Source organism: Obesumbacterium proteus, from assembly GCF_001586165.1.
Classification (GTDB): domain Bacteria; phylum Pseudomonadota; class Gammaproteobacteria; order Enterobacterales; family Enterobacteriaceae; genus Hafnia; species Hafnia protea.
In genome coordinates this window covers 3,640,700-3,659,030 of record NZ_CP014608.1, presented here as the reverse complement: position 1 = coordinate 3,659,030, position 18,331 = coordinate 3,640,700, and the positions used below count along the sequence as shown (strand labels likewise).

General features: G+C 50.1%; 17 protein-coding genes. 15 read left to right on the top strand and 2 right to left on the bottom strand.

The window, feature by feature from the left end:
* Positions 1–22: 22 nt before the first annotated feature.
* From DSM2777_RS17345 to ycfP, 12 genes are all read left to right on the top strand, one after another.
* On the top strand, positions 23–667 hold the full coding sequence (locus DSM2777_RS17345) for a YchE family NAAT transporter (RefSeq protein ID WP_025801184.1): 645 nt from the start codon (positions 23–25) through the stop codon (positions 665–667).
* A 759-nt stretch (positions 668–1,426) separates the two neighbouring features.
* Positions 1,427–3,064, top strand: coding sequence for an oligopeptide ABC transporter substrate-binding protein OppA (oppA, locus tag DSM2777_RS17340; protein ID WP_061554679.1), 1,638 nt, complete (start codon positions 1,427–1,429; stop codon positions 3,062–3,064).
* A 136-nt stretch (positions 3,065–3,200) separates the two neighbouring features.
* The gene (gene oppB, locus DSM2777_RS17335; protein WP_061554678.1) at positions 3,201–4,121 is read left to right on the top strand and encodes an oligopeptide ABC transporter permease OppB; all 921 of its coding nucleotides are present in this window, start codon (positions 3,201–3,203) and stop codon (positions 4,119–4,121) included.
* 41 nt (positions 4,122–4,162) lie between these two features.
* A complete protein-coding gene (oppC, locus tag DSM2777_RS17330) occupies positions 4,163–5,044 on the top strand; it encodes an oligopeptide ABC transporter permease OppC (RefSeq protein ID WP_061554677.1) in 882 nt (293 codons plus the stop codon).
* A gap of 10 nt (positions 5,045–5,054) precedes the next feature.
* Positions 5,055–6,044: an ABC transporter ATP-binding protein gene (gene oppD / locus DSM2777_RS17325; RefSeq protein ID WP_025801188.1), complete on the top strand. Its 990-nt coding sequence runs from the start codon at positions 5,055–5,057 to the stop codon at positions 6,042–6,044.
* Positions 6,041–7,039, top strand: a complete 999-nt coding sequence (gene oppF / locus DSM2777_RS17320) for a murein tripeptide/oligopeptide ABC transporter ATP binding protein OppF (RefSeq protein ID WP_061554676.1) — start codon at positions 6,041–6,043, stop codon at positions 7,037–7,039. The genes oppD and oppF overlap by 4 nt, the downstream gene beginning before the upstream one ends.
* Before the next feature lie 189 nt (positions 7,040–7,228).
* Positions 7,229–7,579, top strand: a complete 351-nt coding sequence (gene hinT, locus DSM2777_RS17315; protein WP_025801190.1) for a purine nucleoside phosphoramidase — start codon at positions 7,229–7,231, stop codon at positions 7,577–7,579.
* Positions 7,580–7,633: 54 nt separating this feature from the next.
* Positions 7,634–8,023 (top strand): YcfL family putative periplasmic lipoprotein, encoded by a 390-nt coding sequence (locus DSM2777_RS17310; RefSeq protein WP_046359044.1) that lies wholly within the window; start codon positions 7,634–7,636, stop codon positions 8,021–8,023.
* 30 nt (positions 8,024–8,053) lie between these two features.
* Positions 8,054–8,653, top strand: coding sequence for a penicillin-binding protein activator LpoB (gene lpoB, locus DSM2777_RS17305; RefSeq protein WP_046459611.1), 600 nt, complete (start codon positions 8,054–8,056; stop codon positions 8,651–8,653).
* Positions 8,654–8,657: 4 nt separating this feature from the next.
* Positions 8,658–9,524 carry a phosphotransferase gene (locus tag DSM2777_RS17300; protein WP_061554675.1) on the top strand — a complete coding sequence of 289 codons (867 nt, stop codon included), beginning with the start codon at positions 8,658–8,660 and terminating at the stop codon, positions 9,522–9,524.
* Between the two features lie 145 nt (positions 9,525–9,669).
* Positions 9,670–10,689, top strand: a complete 1,020-nt coding sequence (gene nagZ / locus DSM2777_RS17295) for a beta-N-acetylhexosaminidase (RefSeq protein ID WP_103009623.1) — start codon at positions 9,670–9,672, stop codon at positions 10,687–10,689.
* Positions 10,690–10,757: 68 nt separating this feature from the next.
* Positions 10,758–11,300, top strand: a complete 543-nt coding sequence (ycfP, locus tag DSM2777_RS17290) for an alpha/beta hydrolase YcfP (RefSeq protein ID WP_046459610.1) — start codon at positions 10,758–10,760, stop codon at positions 11,298–11,300.
* 59 nt (positions 11,301–11,359) lie between these two features.
* Here ycfP and potD read toward each other — a convergent pair whose 3' ends face one another.
* Positions 11,360–12,424: a spermidine/putrescine ABC transporter substrate-binding protein PotD gene (potD, locus tag DSM2777_RS17285; protein ID WP_061554674.1), complete on the bottom strand. Its 1,065-nt coding sequence runs from the start codon at positions 12,422–12,424 to the stop codon at positions 11,360–11,362.
* Positions 12,425–12,651: 227 nt separating this feature from the next.
* On the bottom strand, positions 12,652–14,001 hold the full coding sequence (cadB, locus tag DSM2777_RS17280; protein ID WP_061555426.1) for a cadaverine/lysine antiporter: 1,350 nt from the start codon (positions 13,999–14,001) through the stop codon (positions 12,652–12,654).
* Positions 14,002–14,289: 288 nt separating this feature from the next.
* Between cadB and DSM2777_RS17275 the strand changes: the two genes are divergently transcribed.
* The 3 genes from DSM2777_RS17275 to fecA all read left to right on the top strand — a co-directional run bounded on the left by DSM2777_RS17275 (position 14,290) and on the right by fecA (position 18,270).
* Positions 14,290–14,811: a sigma-70 family RNA polymerase sigma factor gene (locus tag DSM2777_RS17275; protein ID WP_418009422.1), complete on the top strand. Its 522-nt coding sequence runs from the start codon at positions 14,290–14,292 to the stop codon at positions 14,809–14,811.
* Between the two features lies 1 nt (position 14,812).
* Positions 14,813–15,784 carry a FecR domain-containing protein gene (locus DSM2777_RS17270; protein ID WP_061554672.1) on the top strand — a complete coding sequence of 324 codons (972 nt, stop codon included), beginning with the start codon at positions 14,813–14,815 and terminating at the stop codon, positions 15,782–15,784.
* A 125-nt stretch (positions 15,785–15,909) separates the two neighbouring features.
* Positions 15,910–18,270: a TonB-dependent Fe(3+) dicitrate receptor FecA gene (fecA, locus tag DSM2777_RS17265; protein WP_061554671.1), complete on the top strand. Its 2,361-nt coding sequence runs from the start codon at positions 15,910–15,912 to the stop codon at positions 18,268–18,270.
* Positions 18,271–18,331 lie beyond the last annotated feature (61 nt).

The following is an 18,331-nucleotide window of genomic DNA, read 5'->3' as shown; positions in this document are numbered from 1 at the left end:
TAACATGGTTTTGGAGAGCATGGTGAGCCAGTCTTTGCTGGATTTATCTGGTTACATTAAGTTTTTTGTTGGTCTCTTCGCATTGGTAAACCCAGTGGGTATTCTGCCGGTGTTTATCAGTATGACGAGCTATCAGGCGGTTGCAGCGCGCAACAAAACCAACCTGACGGCGAATACGTCGGTTGCCATCATTTTGATCTCTTCTTTATTGCTGGGCGATTCAATACTGATGTTCTTTGGCATCTCGATTGATTCCTTCCGCATTGCGGGTGGGATCTTGGTGGTGACCATTGCGATGTCGATGATTAGCGGGAAGCTGGGCGAAGATAAGCAGAACAAACAAGAAAAATCAGAAACCGCAATCCGAGAAAACGTGGGCGTTGTACCGCTGGCGTTGCCATTAATGGCCGGGCCCGGCGCAATCAGCTCAACAATAGTGTGGAGCTCTCGTTACCATGGCTGGCAAAATCTGCTCGGTTTTTCTTTGGCCATTATTCTGTTCGCGTTTTGTTGCTGGCTACTGTTTAGGGCTGCGCCGTTGTTGGTTCGTCTGTTAGGGCAAACCGGTATTAACGTCATCACGCGAATAATGGGTTTGCTATTAATGGCGTTAGGCATTGAATTTATTGTCACAGGCCTACGATCTATTTTCCCCGGCCTGTTATAGACCAGCCAATCCAGCAAATATAGCCACCTGATGAAACCGCTGTCGGCGCTGCCGATGGCGGTTTTTTTAACTGGGTAGCATATTTCTCTCAATGGCTTGCTGCTCAGCGTTTCAGCCATAAATCTGCATTATTTCAATAAGTTTGTTTTACTTCCGTGATGATTTATTGACGTAATAAGCACAAATTTTGTTCAGAAAATCACATCATAACATTCTGCTGAAACCCATTATTCGTGGGCTTATTGAATGCTCATAAGATCATCAATGGTTGAATCTGCTTACATTTGTTAATTTAACGATGCATTACTTCATAACTTTTCTCAAGCCTGAATGATTCGCTTTATAACTTAGCTTTAAGAAAAGATATTATGTTATATCAGCGAGTTATCATTGATCTTTCCCCTCCCTCAGTGCAGTCTGTCAGAAGGTCAGCGTTTCAATAAAGAGAATTGCGTAACATTTCTATAAAAATAATTAGCAGTGATTTTAACCATCTGTTAGCTTCTGGGCATAATCACTGCACTCATCGTTGATGAGAAAACTTTGTGCTGAAGTATTTATAGAAAAGTTTTGCTGAATATTTCGACGTCTGACCTGAGTCAAAGATTGTTGTCAGTAAAAGTTCTAGATCTGAAAGGGTAATGACGTTTTAAAACCACCTATCACGCCGACAACTTCGTTCCTTGTCGGTGTGGCCATAAAGCTAACAAATGTTGGCATGTCCTAATGGACATCTTATTAAAGGGGAGTGGGTATACAATGAGCAAACACATCAAAAAGAATTTACTGGCCGTAAGCGTTATGGCGGCATTGGGCATGTTTAGCATTGCTCAGGTGCAGGCGGCGGATGTTCCTGCCGGTGTAAAACTGGCCGCTAAGCAGGAGCTGGTTAAAAATAACGGCTCTGAAGTTCAGTCATTGGACCCACATAAAATTGAAGGCGTGCCTGAAAACAACGTCACTAATGACTTGATGGAAGGTTTAACCCAGCACGATCCTCAGGGGAAAACTATCCCTGGCACGGCGGTGAGTTGGGATAATAAAGATTTTAAAGTATGGACTTTCCATATTCGCCCGGATGCTAAATGGTCAAATGGCCAGTCTGTTACCGCAGAAGATTTTGTTTATAGCTGGCAGCGTATTGTTGATCCTAAAACCGCATCGCCTTATGCCAGTTATCTGCAATACGCTCACGTCGAAAACGTAGATGACATTATTTCGGGCAAAAAAGATAAATCAACGCTAGGCGTGAAAGCGCTTGATGATAAAACCTTCCAAATTACGTTAACCGAACCTGTACCATATTTAGCTGAAATGACGTCGCATTACGCGATGAAACCGGTCAACAAAGCCGTGGTGGAAAAATTTGGCGACAAATGGACGCTGCCAGAAAACTACGTGAGCAACGGCGCTTATAAATTAAAAGATTGGGTCGTTAACGAACGTATTGTTTTAGAGCGTAACCCTGAATATTGGGACAATGCGAAAACCGTTATTAATAAAGTCACGTTCCTGCCTATCGCTTCTGAAGTGACCGACGTTAACCGCTACCGTACCGGCGAAATTGATGTCACCTATAATAATATGCCGATCGAACTATTCCAGAAGTTGAAAAAAGAGATCCCTCAGGAAGTTAAAGCCGATCCGTATTTATGTACTTATTACTATGAAATAAATAACCAGAAGCCACCATTTAACGATGAGCGTGTGCGTGAGGCGCTCAAGTTAGGGATGGATCGCGATATCATCGTTAATAAAGTCAAAAACCAAGGCGACCTGCCAGCCTACAGTTTCACGCCGCCATATACCGATGGCGCTAAGTTAACACCGCCAGAGTGGTTTGGTTGGTCACAGGAAAAACGTAACGAAGAAGCTAAGAAGCTGCTTGCCGCTGCGGGCTATGGCCCAGATAAGCCACTGACGTTTAACCTGTTGTACAACACTTCGGATCTGCACAAAAAATTGGCGATTGCCGCAGCGTCTATCTGGAAGAAAAATCTGGGCGTGAACGTTAAGCTGGAAAACCAAGAGTGGAAAACCTTCTTGGATACCCGCCATCAGGGCACTTACGATGTTTCGCGTGCGGGCTGGTGTGCGGATTACAACGAGCCAAGTTCATTCCTGAACATGATGCTGTCTGACAGCAGCAGTAACACCCCGCATTATAAGAGCGCGGCCTTCGATAAAATCATGGCTGGCGCACTGCAAACTAGCAGCAAAGAGGCGCGAGCCGCCGTTTATCAACAGGCTGAACAGCAGCTTGATAAAGATTCTGCCATTGTCCCTGTCTATTACTACGTCAATGCGCGTCTGGTGAAACCGTATGTGGGCGGTTATACCGGTAAAGATCCGCAAGATAACGTATACGATAAAAACTTGTACATTATTCAGCACTAATATATCTAAACTTATCAACGCCGTAGCAAATAAGGCTGCGGTGTTGATAATTGATATAGAAGTAGCAGCGGTGGGATAACCTCACCGCTTTTCAAAAATATAATCAGCCATAAGGCTGAAGTGCAGGGCTAGGGCAATGTTAAAATTTATCTTTCGGCGCTTGCTTGAAGCGATACCGACGCTTTTTATCCTGATCACCATTTCATTCTTCATGATGCGCTTAGCGCCGGGTAGCCCATTTACCGGTGAACGCGCTTTGCCGCCAGAAGTTCTGGCTAATATTGAAGCGAAATATCACCTCAACGATCCTATTTGGAAACAATACGGACATTATTTAGTGCAATTAGGCCACGGTGATTTTGGCCCTTCGTTTAAATATAAAGATTATTCCGTTAATGATTTAGTGAGTGCGTCGTTTCCTGTTTCTGCCAAATTAGGTTTTGCCGCATTTTTATTGGCGGTGGTTTTTGGTGTGACGGCGGGCGTGCTGGCGGCGTTAAAACAAAATAGCAAATGGGATTATGCGGTTATGGGGGTGGCCATGACCGGTATTGTCATACCCAGTTTCGTGGTTGCGCCGTTATTGGTGCTAATTTTTGCCATTCAGCTGAAATGGCTACCAGGCGGCGGGTGGAGCGGTGGAGCGCTCAAGTTTATGATTTTGCCGATGGTGGCACTTTCATTGGCTTATATTGCCAGCATCGCGCGTATTACCCGCGGCTCCATGATTGAAGTTCTGCATTCCAACTTTATTCGTACCGCGCGGGCGAAAGGCTTACCGATGCGTCGCATTATTTTGCGCCATGCATTGAAGCCCGCGCTGTTGCCGGTGCTCTCTTATTTAGGCCCAGCCTTCGTCGGTATTATTACGGGTTCGATGGTTATCGAAACTATTTATGGATTGCCGGGTATCGGCCAGCTGTTTGTTAACGGTGCGCTGAACCGTGACTACTCCTTGGTGTTGAGCCTAACCATTCTGGTTGGCGCGCTGACCATCCTGTTTAACGCGATTGTCGATGTGCTTTATGCCGTCATCGATCCGAAAATCCGTTACTGATTCGGGAGATCGCAGATGTTACTGAATAAAAAAATGCGCAGGTGGTCGAAAACTTCGGTGAGCAACTGGAAGTGGAAGGGCGCAGCCTGTGGCAGGATGCGCGCCGCCGTTTCGTTCATAACCGCGCCGCGTTGGCGAGCCTGTTTGTACTAAGCCTGATCGCGCTATTTGTGATTTTTGCCCCGATGCTGTCGCAATTTGCCTATGACGATACCGATTGGGGAATGATGTCATCGGCGCCAGATATGGAGTCAGGCCACTACTTTGGCACTGACTCCTCCGGGCGTGATTTGCTGGTGCGCGTGGCGATTGGTGGCCGTATTTCGTTGATGGTAGGGATTGCGGCCGCGCTGGTTGCGGTGGTCGTTGGCACCTTGTATGGCGCGATGGCCGGTTACGTGGGTGGCAAAACCGACTCAGTGATGATGCGCCTGCTTGAGATCCTCAACTCCTTCCCGTTCATGTTCTTCGTGATTTTGCTGGTGACCTTCTTTGGGCAAAATATCCTGCTGATCTTTGTGGCGATCGGCATGGTGTCGTGGTTGGACATGGCGCGTATCGTGCGTGGACAAACGCTGAGCCTGAAGCGCAAAGAGTTTATCGAAGCGGCGCTGGTGGGCGGTGTATCCACACGCAAAATTGTCACTCGACACATTGTTCCCAACGTGCTGGGCGTGGTGGTGGTATATGCGTCTTTATTGGTGCCGAGCATGATTTTGTTTGAATCCTTCCTCAGCTTCTTAGGGCTAGGGACTCAAGAACCGTTAAGCAGTTGGGGCGCGTTGTTAAGCGATGGCGCCAACTCGATGGAAGTCTCTCCGTGGCTGCTGATGTATCCCGCTGCGTTTCTGGTTGTGACGCTATTCTGTTTCAACTTTATCGGCGATGGCCTGCGTGATGCCCTCGACCCGAAAGATCGTTAAGGAGTTTACGATGATGACAACAGATAAAAGCGCAGAGCGACTGCTGGCGGTAAAAGATCTCCGCGTCACCTTTACCACCAACGACGGTGATGTCACGGCGGTCAACGATTTAAACTTCTCGCTGCGAGCGGGTGAAACGCTCGGTATCGTTGGTGAGTCGGGGTCTGGTAAATCACAAACGGCGTTTGCGCTGATGGGATTGTTGGCACAAAACGGCCGTATCGGCGGCTCCGCGCTGTTCAACGGGCGTGAAATTCTCAATCTACCGGAGAAGCAGCTGAATAAACTGCGCGCTGAAGAGATTGCGATGATCTTCCAAGATCCGATGACGTCGCTGAATCCTTATATGCGTGTCGGTGAACAGCTGATGGAAGTGCTGATGCTGCATAAAGGCATGAGCAAAGCGCAGGCATTTGAAGAGTCTGTGCGTATGCTTGATGCAGTAAAAATGCCCGAAGCGCGTAAACGCATGCGCATGTTCCCACATGAATTCTCCGGCGGTATGCGCCAACGCGTGATGATAGCCATGGCGCTGCTATGTCGGCCTAAACTTTTGATCGCCGATGAACCTACGACCGCGCTGGACGTTACGGTTCAGGCACAAATAATGACGCTGCTTAATGAGCTGAAAAGCGAGTTCAATACCGCAATTATCATGATCACTCACGATCTGGGCGTGGTTGCGGGCATCTGTGACAAAGTGCTGGTGATGTACGCCGGGCGAACCATGGAATACGGTCAAGCACGTGACGTATTCTATTCACCTAGCCATCCCTATTCGATTGGCTTGCTAAACGCAGTTCCGCGTTTAGACGGCGAAAATGAATCTCTGCTAACCATCCCTGGTAATCCACCTAATCTGTTGCGCTTGCCGAAAGGCTGCCCATTCCAGCCGCGTTGTCCTCACTCTACTGAGCAGTGTATGCAAATGCCGCCGCTGGAATCGTTTGGTGAAGGGCGCTTACGCGCCTGTTTTAGAACCGTGGAGGAATTGGCATGAGCAACGAAGACAAAAAAGTATTGCTCGAAGTTGCCGATCTGAAGGTTCACTTCGAGATAAAAGACAACAAGGCGTGGTTCTGGCAGCCAGCCAAAACCTTGAAAGCGGTCGATGGTGTGACGCTGCGCCTGTATGAAGGCGAAACCCTCGGCGTGGTGGGTGAATCGGGCTGCGGTAAATCAACGCTGGCGCGTGCATTAATCGGTTTAGTGAAAGCGACCGATGGCCGTGTGGCGTGGCTCGGTAAGAGCCTGCTGGGGATGGACGACAAACATTGGCACGACGTTCGCCACGATATCCAGATGATTTTCCAAGATCCGCTGGCGTCGCTGAACCCGCGCATGACCATCGGTGAAATCATTGCGGAGCCGCTGCGGACATATCATCCCAAGATGGCGCGCAGCGAGGTGAAAGATCGCGTCAGAAACATGATGATGAAAGTGGGTTTATTGCCGAACCTGATTAACCGCTATCCTCATGAATTCTCCGGCGGTCAGTGCCAGCGTATCGGGATTGCCCGCGCACTGATTTTGGAACCCAAGCTGATTATTTGTGATGAGCCGGTTTCCGCGCTCGATGTGTCGATTCAGGCGCAGGTGGTTAACCTACTGCAACAGCTTCAGCGAGAAATGGGGCTGTCACTGATCTTTATCGCGCACGATCTTGCCGTGGTAAAACATATTTCCGACCGCGTTCTGGTGATGTACCTCGGTCACGCCGTCGAGCTCGGCACCTATGATGAGGTGTACCACAATCCTCAGCATCCTTACACCAAAGCGCTGATGTCTGCAGTGCCGGTTCCCGATCCCGATTTAGAGCGCAACAAAAAAATTCAGCTATTGGAAGGGGAACTGCCTTCACCGATTAACCCACCTTCTGGCTGTGTATTCCGCACTCGCTGTCCGATTGCTGGGCCAGAATGTGCATTAACGCGCCCGTTAATGGAGGGAAGTTTCCGCCATGCGGTTTCGTGTTTGAAGGTCGATCCGCTTTAGAGAGATAGCGTCAGGGGCACACGGAGGTGCCCCTCTAATAGTACTTATCGCGAGACAGACCGCGCTATTTCGGCTGATTTTCCCTCACTTGATGATTTGTCTCCCTCTCAGGCTTGAAAGCCGAGCTCGCTCTACTCATACTGCAAGCACAAGATTTTTATCTCAATTGATTGCTAAAGGATATTCGTCATGGCAGAAGAAACTATTTTCAGCAAAATTATTCGTCGTGAGATCCCGTCTGATATCGTTTATCAGGACGACTTAGTGACTGCATTCCGTGATATTTCTCCACAGGCACCTAGCCATATTCTTATTATCCCTAACCAGCTGATCCCAACGGTGAATGACGTTAAGCCAGAAGATGAAGCGGCGCTGGGCCGAATGGTTACGGTGGCGGCAAAAATTGCGCAGCAGGAAGGCATTGCCGAAGACGGCTATCGCCTGATTATCAACTGCAACCGTCATGCGGGGCAGGAGGTTTATCATATCCACATGCACCTGCTGGGCGGTCGTTCACTCGGTCCGTTGCTCGCTCGTTAATCTCATTTTGCCTCGTTTTGCTCGGCAGAAAATATTCAGTTGGAGTTCACCGCTATGCGATTCTCATTATCCAGATGTACATTGACGGTGATCTTGCCGCTGGCATTACTTGCAGGGTGTAGCACGCCGAGCCATATCGCCGTCAGCGATGGGCAGCGGGTGGTGATGGATCCTTCGGTGCTCACGGCAGGCGTTACAGCGGATAATCCAACCGTATCTTCAGGGGATATCTATCCTGTAGCTCGCGCAGTCGTGAACTATGGTGAAGAACAACAGCCCGTCACGCTGAACTACCGTTTCTATTGGTATGACGCCAAAGGCCTCGATATCTTCCCACATGAACCACCGCGGACGATTAAGTTAAACCCAGGTCAAGAAGTGCGTTTGGAATCAACAAGCGCCAATACCCGAGCAAAACAGGTACGCCTCTACCTCTATCTATAAATTAAGCCACAACCTCATGGGAGAGGGATGATGAAGAAGCTTTTAGGTGTGACATTCGCGGCAATGGTGCTGGCGGGCTGTCAAACGATCACTCATCAAGGCAGTGAAACCACGACCGAGCCAGAAAAGCCAACGCAAACTCAGCCGCCGGTGACGGTACCCACCACGCCGCCTGAACAGCCACCGGTGACTACGGTGCCAACGCCGCCAAAGGTGCAAAGCTTCAACTGGAACGCCAGTCTAACGCCACTGATTAATCAGATGCTGCGCTCGCCGGACGTCACCGCGGGTAGCGTTTTGCTGGTGGATAACGTGCAAAACCAAACTAACGGTAGCTTGCAGGTAGCAAACGCGACGACCGAATTGAAAAAGGCATTGCAGCAGGGGAATAAATTTACGCTGGTTCCCGCCAATCAGGTCACCAGTGCCAAACAGTCACTGGGGTTATCTGCCGAAGATAGCTTAGGTTCCCGCCGTAAAGCGATTGGTTTGGCGCGCATTGTTAACGCTCAATACGTGCTGTATAGCACGGTCGAAGGCGATGTACAGTCACCTAAAGTCGCGATGCAGCTGATGTTAGTGCAGACCGGTGAGATTATCTGGTCTGGCAATGGGGCCGTGACACGCTGATTCTATGTCGAATGCTTTTCACCCTTCGTTGATTTCTGTGCGGGCCGTTCTGGCCCGCTGTTTTTCATCTGTCGCGCCGCAGGAATGGCAACTTTCACCGGTTGAAGGCTTAACCGGTATCAATTGGAAAGCGCAATTGAGTGACGGTGTCACTTATTTGGTTCGTCCCCAAACGAGTGAAAAAACGCAGTTAGGCATTGAGCGCAAACGTGAGGCTCAGGCATTACAGCTAGCGGCGGCCCATGACCTCGCGCCGCAAAGCTTTGGGCTGCACGACGGCTGGTTAGTCACTGAATGGCTGTCGGGCGAGGTGCTTAACGAAACAACCTATCAGCCACACCTACAAGATTTAGCCGAAAAAATCGTTACGCTGCATAACATAAAGCCCTGCGGACAGGCGCGAGATTTTCACCGTCATTGCCAATCCTACCGCCAGCTAAGCTCCCCCCAGCGAATGACGCCGCAAGGATTAAAAATTCATCAATACTGGCAATCTCGCCATGTCCCTCAGCCGTTGAAAGTCGCCTTGCTGCACATGGATATTCATCCGGGCAACATCGTGTTGACGCATCATGGTCTGCGGTTGATTGATTGGGAGTATGCCGCGGTGGGCGATATTGCGTTGGATCTGGCCGCTATGTACCGCAGTTTCGGCTGGGAGTACGCACAGCGCCACGATTTTACTCAGCGATACGTACAGGCCGGAGGCTATTGCGATGCGGAAAAATTGCAACAGCATGTTGAGCAATGGCTGCCGCGCGTCGATTATATGGCGTGGTTATGGTATGAAGTGCGTTGGCAACAATCAAAACAGAATTCATTTCGTGAGGCCGCCAATCTGTTGCTTTCACAGCTAAAAATGGGAAAGTAGCACAGATGCGGTAGGCGCGATAAAAACACTGACGGCGTGAACTCACGTCATCACGCAATAATATAGCTAATACATACACCCTGAATAATTGGCGTAGCCAACACGGATGCAGCTTCAAGTATGACGGGTATAAAGGAGAATCCCTGTGGGTCCTGTAATGTTGGATGTGGCAGCCTATGAACTGGATGCCGAAGAGCGTGAGATTTTGCAGCATCCGCTGGTAGGCGGTCTGATTTTATTTACCCGAAACTTCCATGATGCCGAGCAGCTTCGCGAACTGGTGCGCCAGATCCGTGCGGCGTCACGCAATCGTCTGGTGATTGCGGTGGATCAGGAAGGCGGCCGAGTGCAGCGCTTTCGCGAAGGCTTTACGCGCCTGCCTGCGGCGCAGTCTTTTGCCGCAATAAATAGCGATGCAGAAGGGCGTCGATTAGCGCAGGAAGCGGGCTGGTTGATGGCCAACGAAATGATGGCGATGGATATCGATATCAGTTTTGCACCTGTTTTGGATCTTGGCCACGGCAGCGCAGCCATTGGAGAACGCTCTTTCCATGAAGATCCGCAAATTGCGATTCGTATGGCGGAAAGCTTCATCGATGGCATGCATGAAGCGGGCATGAAAACCACGGGCAAGCATTTCCCTGGTCACGGCGCAGTCACCGCTGACTCACATAAAGAAACGCCAATTGATCCGCGTCCGCTGGAAGAAATCATTAATCATGATATGGTTATTTTTAACCAGCTGAATTCGCGCGCCAAGCTCGACGCGATTATGCCTGCTCATGTGATTTATCCTGCGGCGGATAGCCTGCCGGCCAGTGGTTCACCATATTGGTTGAAGCAGGTATTACGCCAGCAGCTGGGCTTTAACGGCGTGATCTTCTCTGATGACCTGTCAATGGAAGGCGCTGCGGTAATGGGTAGCTACGCCGAACGTGGACAGGCCTCGCTAGATGCGGGCTGCGATATGATTCTGGTGTGTAATCATCGCGCAGGCGCGGTGAGCGTGTTAGATAATTTGGCACCGATCACCGCAGAACGCGTTAGCGCCCTGTATCATAATGGTAAATTTACACGTGAAGAGTTAATGGCTTCACCGCGCTGGAAAGCGGCGCATCAAGAGCTGGAGCAACTTCATCTGCGTTGGGAAGAGAGCAAAGCATAAGCTCGACGCTCAAATGACAATAACGCAAAGCGGCTGAGGGTTTGCCGCTTTTTGGGAGCAGTGAGAACATGATTATTTATCTTCACGGTTTTGATTCCACCAGTCCGGGCAATCACGAAAAAGTGATGCAGCTGCAATTCATCGATCCCGACGTGCGTTTAATTAGCTACAGCACCCGTCATCCGCGTCACGATATGCAGCATCTGCTGAAAGAAGTCGATAAAGTGGTTCAGCAGGCAGGCGATAGCCATGCGCTGATTTGCGGCGTTGGCCTTGGCGGTTTTTGGGCTGAGCGTATTGGCTATCTGTGCGGTATTCGACAGGTAATGTTCAATCCTAATTTGTTCCCGCAGGAAAACATGGCGGGTAAGATTGACCGTCCGGAAGAGTATTTGGATATTGCGACCAAGTGCGTGGAAAACTTCCGCGAGAAGAATCGCGAACGCTGTTTAGCCGTGCTTTCTCGCACCGATGAAGTGCTAGACAGCCAGCGTAGCGCTGAATATTTGCAGCCGTTCTATGAAATTATCTGGGATGAGCAGCAAACGCATAAATTTAAAAGCTTGTCGCAGCACCTACAAAAAATCCGCGCGTTCAAAACGGTTTCTTGAGGATTTTTGTTGTTTGATAATTCCCGGCTTCCACACAGGGAGGCCGGGAAAGAGAGAGATTAACGGCCTGCTTTCAGCTTCTGGAAGTAATTTTCGTAAATTTCACTGGCGCTGCCCACGTCATTTTGCCATTCGCCATGGGCGATGGTTTCTGCGTCAGGATACAGTGATTTATCGCCAGAAATTGATTTAGGCAACATCTTCTGAGCCGCTAAGTTCGGCGTTGGATAACCGATGGTTTTCGCCACCTGTACCGCGATTTCCGGGCGGAGCAGGAAGTTAATTAGCTTCATCGCACCCTCTGGGTTTTTCGCATTTGCCGGAATCGACAGGCTGTCCATCCAGAAAATCCCACCTTCTTTCGGCCAAATGACCTCCAGCGGTGTTCCAGCTTCGCGCGCGACAAACGCTGAACCGTTCCAAACCATGCCCAGATTCACTTCGCCTTCCATATACGGGTTGGCTGGGTTATCTGAGTTGAAGGCCAGTACGTTTGGCATCAGCTTTTTCAGCTCTTCATAAGCGGCTTCAATCTGTTTGGGATCGGTGGTGTTGCCTGAATACCCAAGCTTCAACAATGCCATCTGGAAAACTTCGCGTGCGTCATCGGTCAACAGCAGGCTGCCTTTATATTCTGGCTTCCACAGATCGGCCCAGCTGGTCACGCTTTTTGGATCAATGGCATCGGAATTAACGCCGATGGCCGTCGCACCCCAGATATATGGAATGGAATAATCATTGTCCGGATCGAAAGGTTTGTGCAGCAGGTTTGGATCTAAGTTATGGAAATTGGTCAGCTTAGATTTATCGATCTTTTGCAGCATACCTTCTTTACTCATTTTGGAAACAAAGTAAGTGGAAGGTACGACTAAGTCATATGCGCCGCTTTTATACGTCTTCAGCTTGGCATACATAGTTTCGTTGGACTCGTAGGTGGAATAGATCACCTTAATGCCGGTTTCCTTGGTGAACTGCTCCAGCAGTCCCGGCGGCACATATTCAGTCCAGTTGTAGAAATAGACAGTGTTATTGTCATTTTCCGTTTTCGGCGCATCGGCAGCGATTGCGGCATTTACTCCCAAAGCCAACAAACCTGCGGCTACCAGAGGTGACCACTTTTTCATTCAGCGTATCCCTATAGTGAAGGTCGAAATAAAGAGAAAATCTCTATGAATCCTGAATGGAACACTTCAACAAGAACAGAACGTTTTTATGGGAGTCGCGCCATCAGGGCGGTCATTATAGGAGCCGTGGGAGTAGGGGTAAAGCGGATGGGGCAATAGGAGGAGAAAAGACATTTGCGCCGCTAATAAAAATAATAGCGGCGCAGCTAAGTGAACGACGTTAATGCTTATCCTAAGCGATCGTCAGGCGGTGGATTTTTCTTGAGTTGAACCGCATAGGCTTTTTCATGTTCCCCCTGTTTGCGGGCATAGAACATTAAAATGCTTAAGCTAATGATGAAGGTGGCGGTTAGCTTGATGTTTTCTGCTCCGGATAAAGCAATAAAGCAGAAGATACAGCCTAACGTTGCCGCCATCACGCTCACGATATTTCTCAGCGAAGCGCCTTCCATACGAATCAACGCCACGCAGGAGTGGAAATACGGCAGCATGGTGAGTAAAACCGCGATCCCGATGAGTTCACCAAAAATATCGGAGGAGTTACTGCCTTTCGAGCTCATAAAGGTCATGAACGCCATCAGTAATGTCATTTTGATGGCCGACAAAATAATCCCTTTACGCGGTACACCGTGGCTATCAACCTCGCCGTAAATTTTAGGGAAGTTGCCATCGCGAGCGGCGCGAACCCCAGCCTGACCTACTAGCATCATCCAAGAGCCTAACGCCGCGAGGCAAGCAAACGCAGTAAAGGCAGATACCACCGGTGCCGCCCAGCTGCCGACCATCAATGAGGTACTGGCGGCGAACGGTGCGCCGGTTTTTGCCATCACGTCGGCAGGGAACATGCCGCTCATCACCTGTGTAGCCAAGATATAGACGATACCCGCCAGCGCGGTGCCCAGCATGGTGGCGATAGGCACGGTACGCTGCGGGTTTTTAACTAACCCCGAGCTGACTGCCGCTGACTCCACGCCGACGAACGCCCACAGACAAATTAAAATGCTGTGCATAACGGCTTTGCCATCGGTTTGGGTTGAGGTATTCCAGTTCGCTTGATAAAGCGCAGGATCAAACCAATGCCAGCCAGCAACGGCGGTACCAATCACGGGCACCAGAACCAGAATTAATCCCAGCGTGGTTAAGCGACTGACCCAGTTACCGCCCATCATATTCACCAGCGCCATGATCCAGATGATCACAATGCTCGCGATACCCGCGGGAATAGGGTGATTGAGCGCAGGGAAAAAGACCGAAAGATAAGCCACACCGGCCAAACAGTCGGCAAGGTTACCAATCCAGTTTGCGTGGTAGTAAAGAACGGCAGTTTGAAAACCGAACGCAGGGCCTAACCGGCCTGCATAGGCGATTGGCCCACCGACCTGCGGATCGCGAGTCGTCAAACGTGCAAAGACATACGCCAAAGACATGGCGCCGATTAAAGTAATGAGCCAGCCGAAGAGTGCAATAGAACCAATTTTGGCGAGGTTCGCAGGCAGGAGCGCGATACCACTCCCCATCATGTTTCCCGCGACGATACCGGTACAGGCAATGAGCCCGATTTTTTTAGAAGACGCCATGTTAGCCCCGTTAACATCAAGCATTTGCTGTGTTCCGTCACGGCATGCTGTCGTTTTATCGAAAGAAATCCTGGATGAATTATATGACAAATTGCGATGTGGATCACATTTGCCCCGGCGTTAACGACAATGCTTTGAGCTAAAACAGTTTTGTATAGTAATCGCTGTATAAATAGGCGATTTATATGGATAGCGCTTGTTATAAAGCTAGCAGAAGTGTGCAAAAATGTTGTGTTGATAATAATTATCATTTAGAGTTCGCGCACTGGATAACATAAGTAAATGGCTATGCTGACGACCTCTAACGCCCATCATTCGGCTCTGAACGATCTTTATCAACAGCATCACGCGTGGCTGCGAAATTGGTTAGGCTTTCGCTTGAACTGTCGTTTAGATGCTGAAGACTTAGCGCAGGACACGTTTATGCGCATTCTGCGCAGCTCCAACCGTGAGCCAATTCAGCGCCCGCGTGAGTTTTTGGCCACCATAGCCAAGCGCGTGATGGTGGATTTTATCCGCCGCAAAACGTTAGAACGCGCCTATTTAGACGCGTTGGCACAACTGCCAGAGCAGGAGATGCCCGGTGAAGACGAGCGACTCGCGGTGCTGGAAACGTTGCAGGAAGTGGATGCTATGCTCGATGGCTTAGGTAGCAGAGCCAAACAGGCATTTCTGCTGGCGCAGTTGGAAGGGCTTGAATATCGCGATATCGCACTGCGACTGGGGGTTTCACTGAGCTCAGTCAAAAAGTACATGGCAAAAGCGATGGAGCATTGCCTGTTGTACCGCCTAGCCCATGAGACTGCGTAGCATGAGTTCACCTACGATTGACCCGCAACAGCGCCATGCACTGTCGCAAGCCTCTGAATGGTATGTCCGTTTACAAGATAAATACGATCTAACGGCAAAGGCTGAATGGCAGTTTTGGCATGATGCCAGCCCAACCCACAGTTGGGCGTGGTCGCAGGTGAGCCGAATCTGTGAACAGATGGGACAGTTACCGGTTCATGCGGGTTTTCATGCGCTCAATCAGTCGCAGGATCTTAAAGATCGCACCCGCAGACAGCTACTCAAAATGACGCTGCTAACCTTAGGCGTGGGATTTGCTGGCTGGCAGGGCGTGCGTAGCCAAACCGGGCAAGCGTTGGTGGCTGAGTATCGTACCTCGGCAGGGCAACTTTCTCGTTTTACCTTAGACGATGGCTCTCAGCTGGTGCTGAATACTGATTCTGCCGTTGACGTCGATTTTGATGCCCAGCGCCGTTTAGTCACGCTGTATCGGGGCGAAATATCGATCAGAACGGCTAAAGACGAAGCCATCCCAGCGCGTCCGTTCTATGTTAAAACGTCAGACGGCAGCCTGCGCGCCTTAGGTACGTATTTTCAGGTACGGTATACCGAAGGCTACACGCAGCTCAGCGTTCAAGAGCATGCGGTTGAGATCGTGACGCAAAAAACCGGTATGCAGGCCATTGTGGAAGCCGGTCAGCAGCGCCGCTTCGATGCGAAAACGATTTCAGTTGCCGAAGAGCTTCCTCTGGCGGCAGCAAGCTGGGAACAAGCCTTATTAAGCGTTAGTCATTGGCCGCTTTCTCAGCTGATTGATGAACTATCGCGCTATCAGTCTGGGTACTTGTCCTGCGCAGCGGACGCTGCCAATTTGCGCGTTAGCGGTACTTTCCCTCTCGATAATATTCCTCATGCCATCACGTTGATCGCACGTGTTTTACCGATAAAAGTGCGATACGTCAGCCGTTATTGGGCACGTGTTTCCCTGCGTTAAGCCTGAAATAAAACAAATGAGAAATATTTTCATTCTTAATTGTACTTTTACCTCGTCCCAAACGACCCCTGAGTAAATACAACAAATGCCGTTAGGCATATTCAATGATGATTCAGGAGTTTGTTATGTTATTTCAGGCAGGAAACGCCTCTTTTTATCTCTCATCAGGCAAGATCTCTCCGTTGGCGCAGGCTATGCAGCGGGCATTAGTCTGCATGGCGCTGCTTCAGGCACCTCATGCATTAGCGGCCAATTCGCCCAGCTTGCAGGCTTCCGCTATTTCATTGGATGAAGGGCTTAATCAGTTCGCGCGTGAAGCCGGCATTTCTTTGGTGATGAATGCAGAGATTACGGCAGGCAAAACCGTATCCGCCGTGCCTAAAAAGGTACCCGCTCAGCAGGGGCTCAATACGCTGTTGCAGGGCAGTGGGCTGGTGGCGCACGCGTTAGGGAATAATAGCTTTGCGATTGAACCATCGCCTCAGCCGCAGGGTGAAGAGACATTAACCGTAGTGGGCGATTGGCTTGGGCAAGCGCGTGAAAATGATGTCTTTGAACACGCTGGCGCTCGCGATGTGATCTATCGCGAACAGTTTGCCACCACCGGTGCAACGCGTATGCGCGATGTACTAAACCAGATCCCAGGCGTGGTCGCACCGGAAAACAACGGTACCGGTAGCCATGATTTAGCGCTGAACTTTGGTATTCGCGGCTTAAATCCACGTTTGGCGAGTCGTTCAACGGTATTGATGGATGGCATTCCGGTGCCGTTTGCTCCCTATGGCCAGCCGCAGCTCTCATTAGCGCCGGTTTCATTGGGTAATATGGATGCCATTGATGTCGTACGCGGCGGTGGGGCTGTGCGCTATGGACCGCAGTCGGTGGGTGGCGTAGTGAACTTTGTCACGCGTGCTATTCCGAAGACCTTTGGCGTGGAAGCGGGGATGCAGGGTAATTTAACGCCAACGTCGACGCAGGATCACCCCAAAGGCACCGGCAATCTGATGATTGGCGGAACCGCGGATAACGGCCTCGGCGCGGCGTTGCTGTATTCCGGCACCCGAGGCAGCGATTGGCGCGAACACAGCTACACCAAAATTGACGACGTGATGCTCAAAACGCAATACGCGCCCAATGAAGAGCATAAATTTACCAGCCTGCTACAGCATTATGAAGGTCGGGCGGAGATGCCCGGTGGTTTAACGCAAGCGCAGTACGATCGCGATCCCTACCAATCAACGCGCCTTTACGATTCATTCTGGGGACGCCGTGACCTTGTCAGCCTAGGCTATGAATATCAGCCCGATCAACAGCATAAATTCAACGTACAGACGTTTTATACCTACACGCTGCGCAGTGGTTATTTGGAACAGGGCAAAAAGCTGACGCTTTCGCCGCGTGAGTATTGGGTCAGAGGCGTTGAACCACGTTATAGCCAAAGCTTTATGCTGGGATCTTCAGCCCATGAGGTTGGGGTTGGCTATCGCTACGTTAGCGAGTCCACCCATGAGCTACGTTATTACACCGCTACGAAATCTGGCATATTACCAAGCACTAACAGCCCTTACGACCGTGATACGCAGTCAGGCACACAGGCGCATGCCGTGTATCTCGACGATCGTGTTGATATCGGTGACTGGACCATCACGCCGGGCATTCGCTACGAGCATGTCAGCTCGTATCAAAAGAATCAGATCAAAGGTGATAAGCAAGAAGTAAGCTATAACGCACCGCTACCGGCGTTAAACGTGATGTATCACCTCACGGATGAGTGGAATCTTTACGCAAACACCGAGGGATCTTTTGGCACCGTGCAATATAGCCAGATGGGCAAAGCCATTTCCAGCGGCAACATTGAGCCAGAAAAAGCCCGCACGTGGGAATTAGGTACCCGCTACGATGGTGACGCGCTCAAGGCTGAATTGGGTGTCTTCCTGATTAATTTCAACAATCAGTATGACTCAAACCAAGCAACAGACAGCGTAACGGCACGTGGCAAAACGCGTCATACCGGCGCAGAAACCAGCGCGCGTTATGATCTCAGCGAGCTTGCTCCTGCGCTGCAAGATGTCAGCGTTTCTGCTAATTATGCGTATGTTAACGCGGTGATCCGTGAAGACGGTGACAACCAAGGGAATCAGGTTCCGTTCTCGCCAAAGCATAAAGGCATGATCGGGTTGGATTATCGCCCAGGGGATTGGGCGTTTAATGTGAACGGGCAATTCCAGTCGAGTCAGTTTGCCGATAATGCCAATACGCAAAAAGCCAGCGCAGACGGCAGCACCGGACGCATTCCGGGTTATATGATTTGGGGATTACGTGCCGATTACCAATTCGGGCCCGATATGGCGAATTTAAATCTCGGTATGGGCGTGCGTAACCTGTTGGATCATCAGTATTTCACCCGCGCCTACGATGACAACAATAAAGGAATTTACGTTGGAGAACCGCGCACGCTGTTCTTGCAGGGTTCGGTGAAGTTCTAATTGATGAAGGTATGAACATGACAAAGGCGCTTTAGGCGTTATGTTGATCTCTTTAGTTTGA

Excerpts from the sequence above, each read along its gene's own strand:
- oppA (WP_061554679.1), top strand. The coding sequence starts at position 1,427 with ATGAGCAAACACATCAAAAAGAATTTACTGGCCGTAAGCGTTATGGCG.
- oppB (WP_061554678.1), top strand. The coding sequence starts at position 3,201 with ATGTTAAAATTTATCTTTCGGCGCTTGCTTGAAGCGATACCGACGCTT.
- oppD (WP_025801188.1), top strand. The coding sequence starts at position 5,055 with ATGATGACAACAGATAAAAGCGCAGAGCGACTGCTGGCGGTAAAAGAT.
- oppF (WP_061554676.1), top strand. The coding sequence starts at position 6,041 with ATGAGCAACGAAGACAAAAAAGTATTGCTCGAAGTTGCCGATCTGAAG.
- hinT (WP_025801190.1), top strand. The coding sequence starts at position 7,229 with ATGGCAGAAGAAACTATTTTCAGCAAAATTATTCGTCGTGAGATCCCG.
- DSM2777_RS17310 (WP_046359044.1), top strand. The coding sequence starts at position 7,634 with ATGCGATTCTCATTATCCAGATGTACATTGACGGTGATCTTGCCGCTG.
- lpoB (WP_046459611.1), top strand. The coding sequence starts at position 8,054 with ATGAAGAAGCTTTTAGGTGTGACATTCGCGGCAATGGTGCTGGCGGGC.
- DSM2777_RS17300 (WP_061554675.1), top strand. The coding sequence starts at position 8,658 with ATGTCGAATGCTTTTCACCCTTCGTTGATTTCTGTGCGGGCCGTTCTG.
- ycfP (WP_046459610.1), top strand. The coding sequence starts at position 10,758 with ATGATTATTTATCTTCACGGTTTTGATTCCACCAGTCCGGGCAATCAC.
- potD (WP_061554674.1), bottom strand. The coding sequence starts at position 12,424 with ATGAAAAAGTGGTCACCTCTGGTAGCCGCAGGTTTGTTGGCTTTGGGA.
- cadB (WP_061555426.1), bottom strand. The coding sequence starts at position 14,001 with ATGGCGTCTTCTAAAAAAATCGGGCTCATTGCCTGTACCGGTATCGTC.
- DSM2777_RS17275 (WP_418009422.1), top strand. The coding sequence starts at position 14,290 with ATGCTGACGACCTCTAACGCCCATCATTCGGCTCTGAACGATCTTTAT.
- DSM2777_RS17270 (WP_061554672.1), top strand. The coding sequence starts at position 14,813 with ATGAGTTCACCTACGATTGACCCGCAACAGCGCCATGCACTGTCGCAA.
- fecA (WP_061554671.1), top strand. The coding sequence starts at position 15,910 with ATGTTATTTCAGGCAGGAAACGCCTCTTTTTATCTCTCATCAGGCAAG.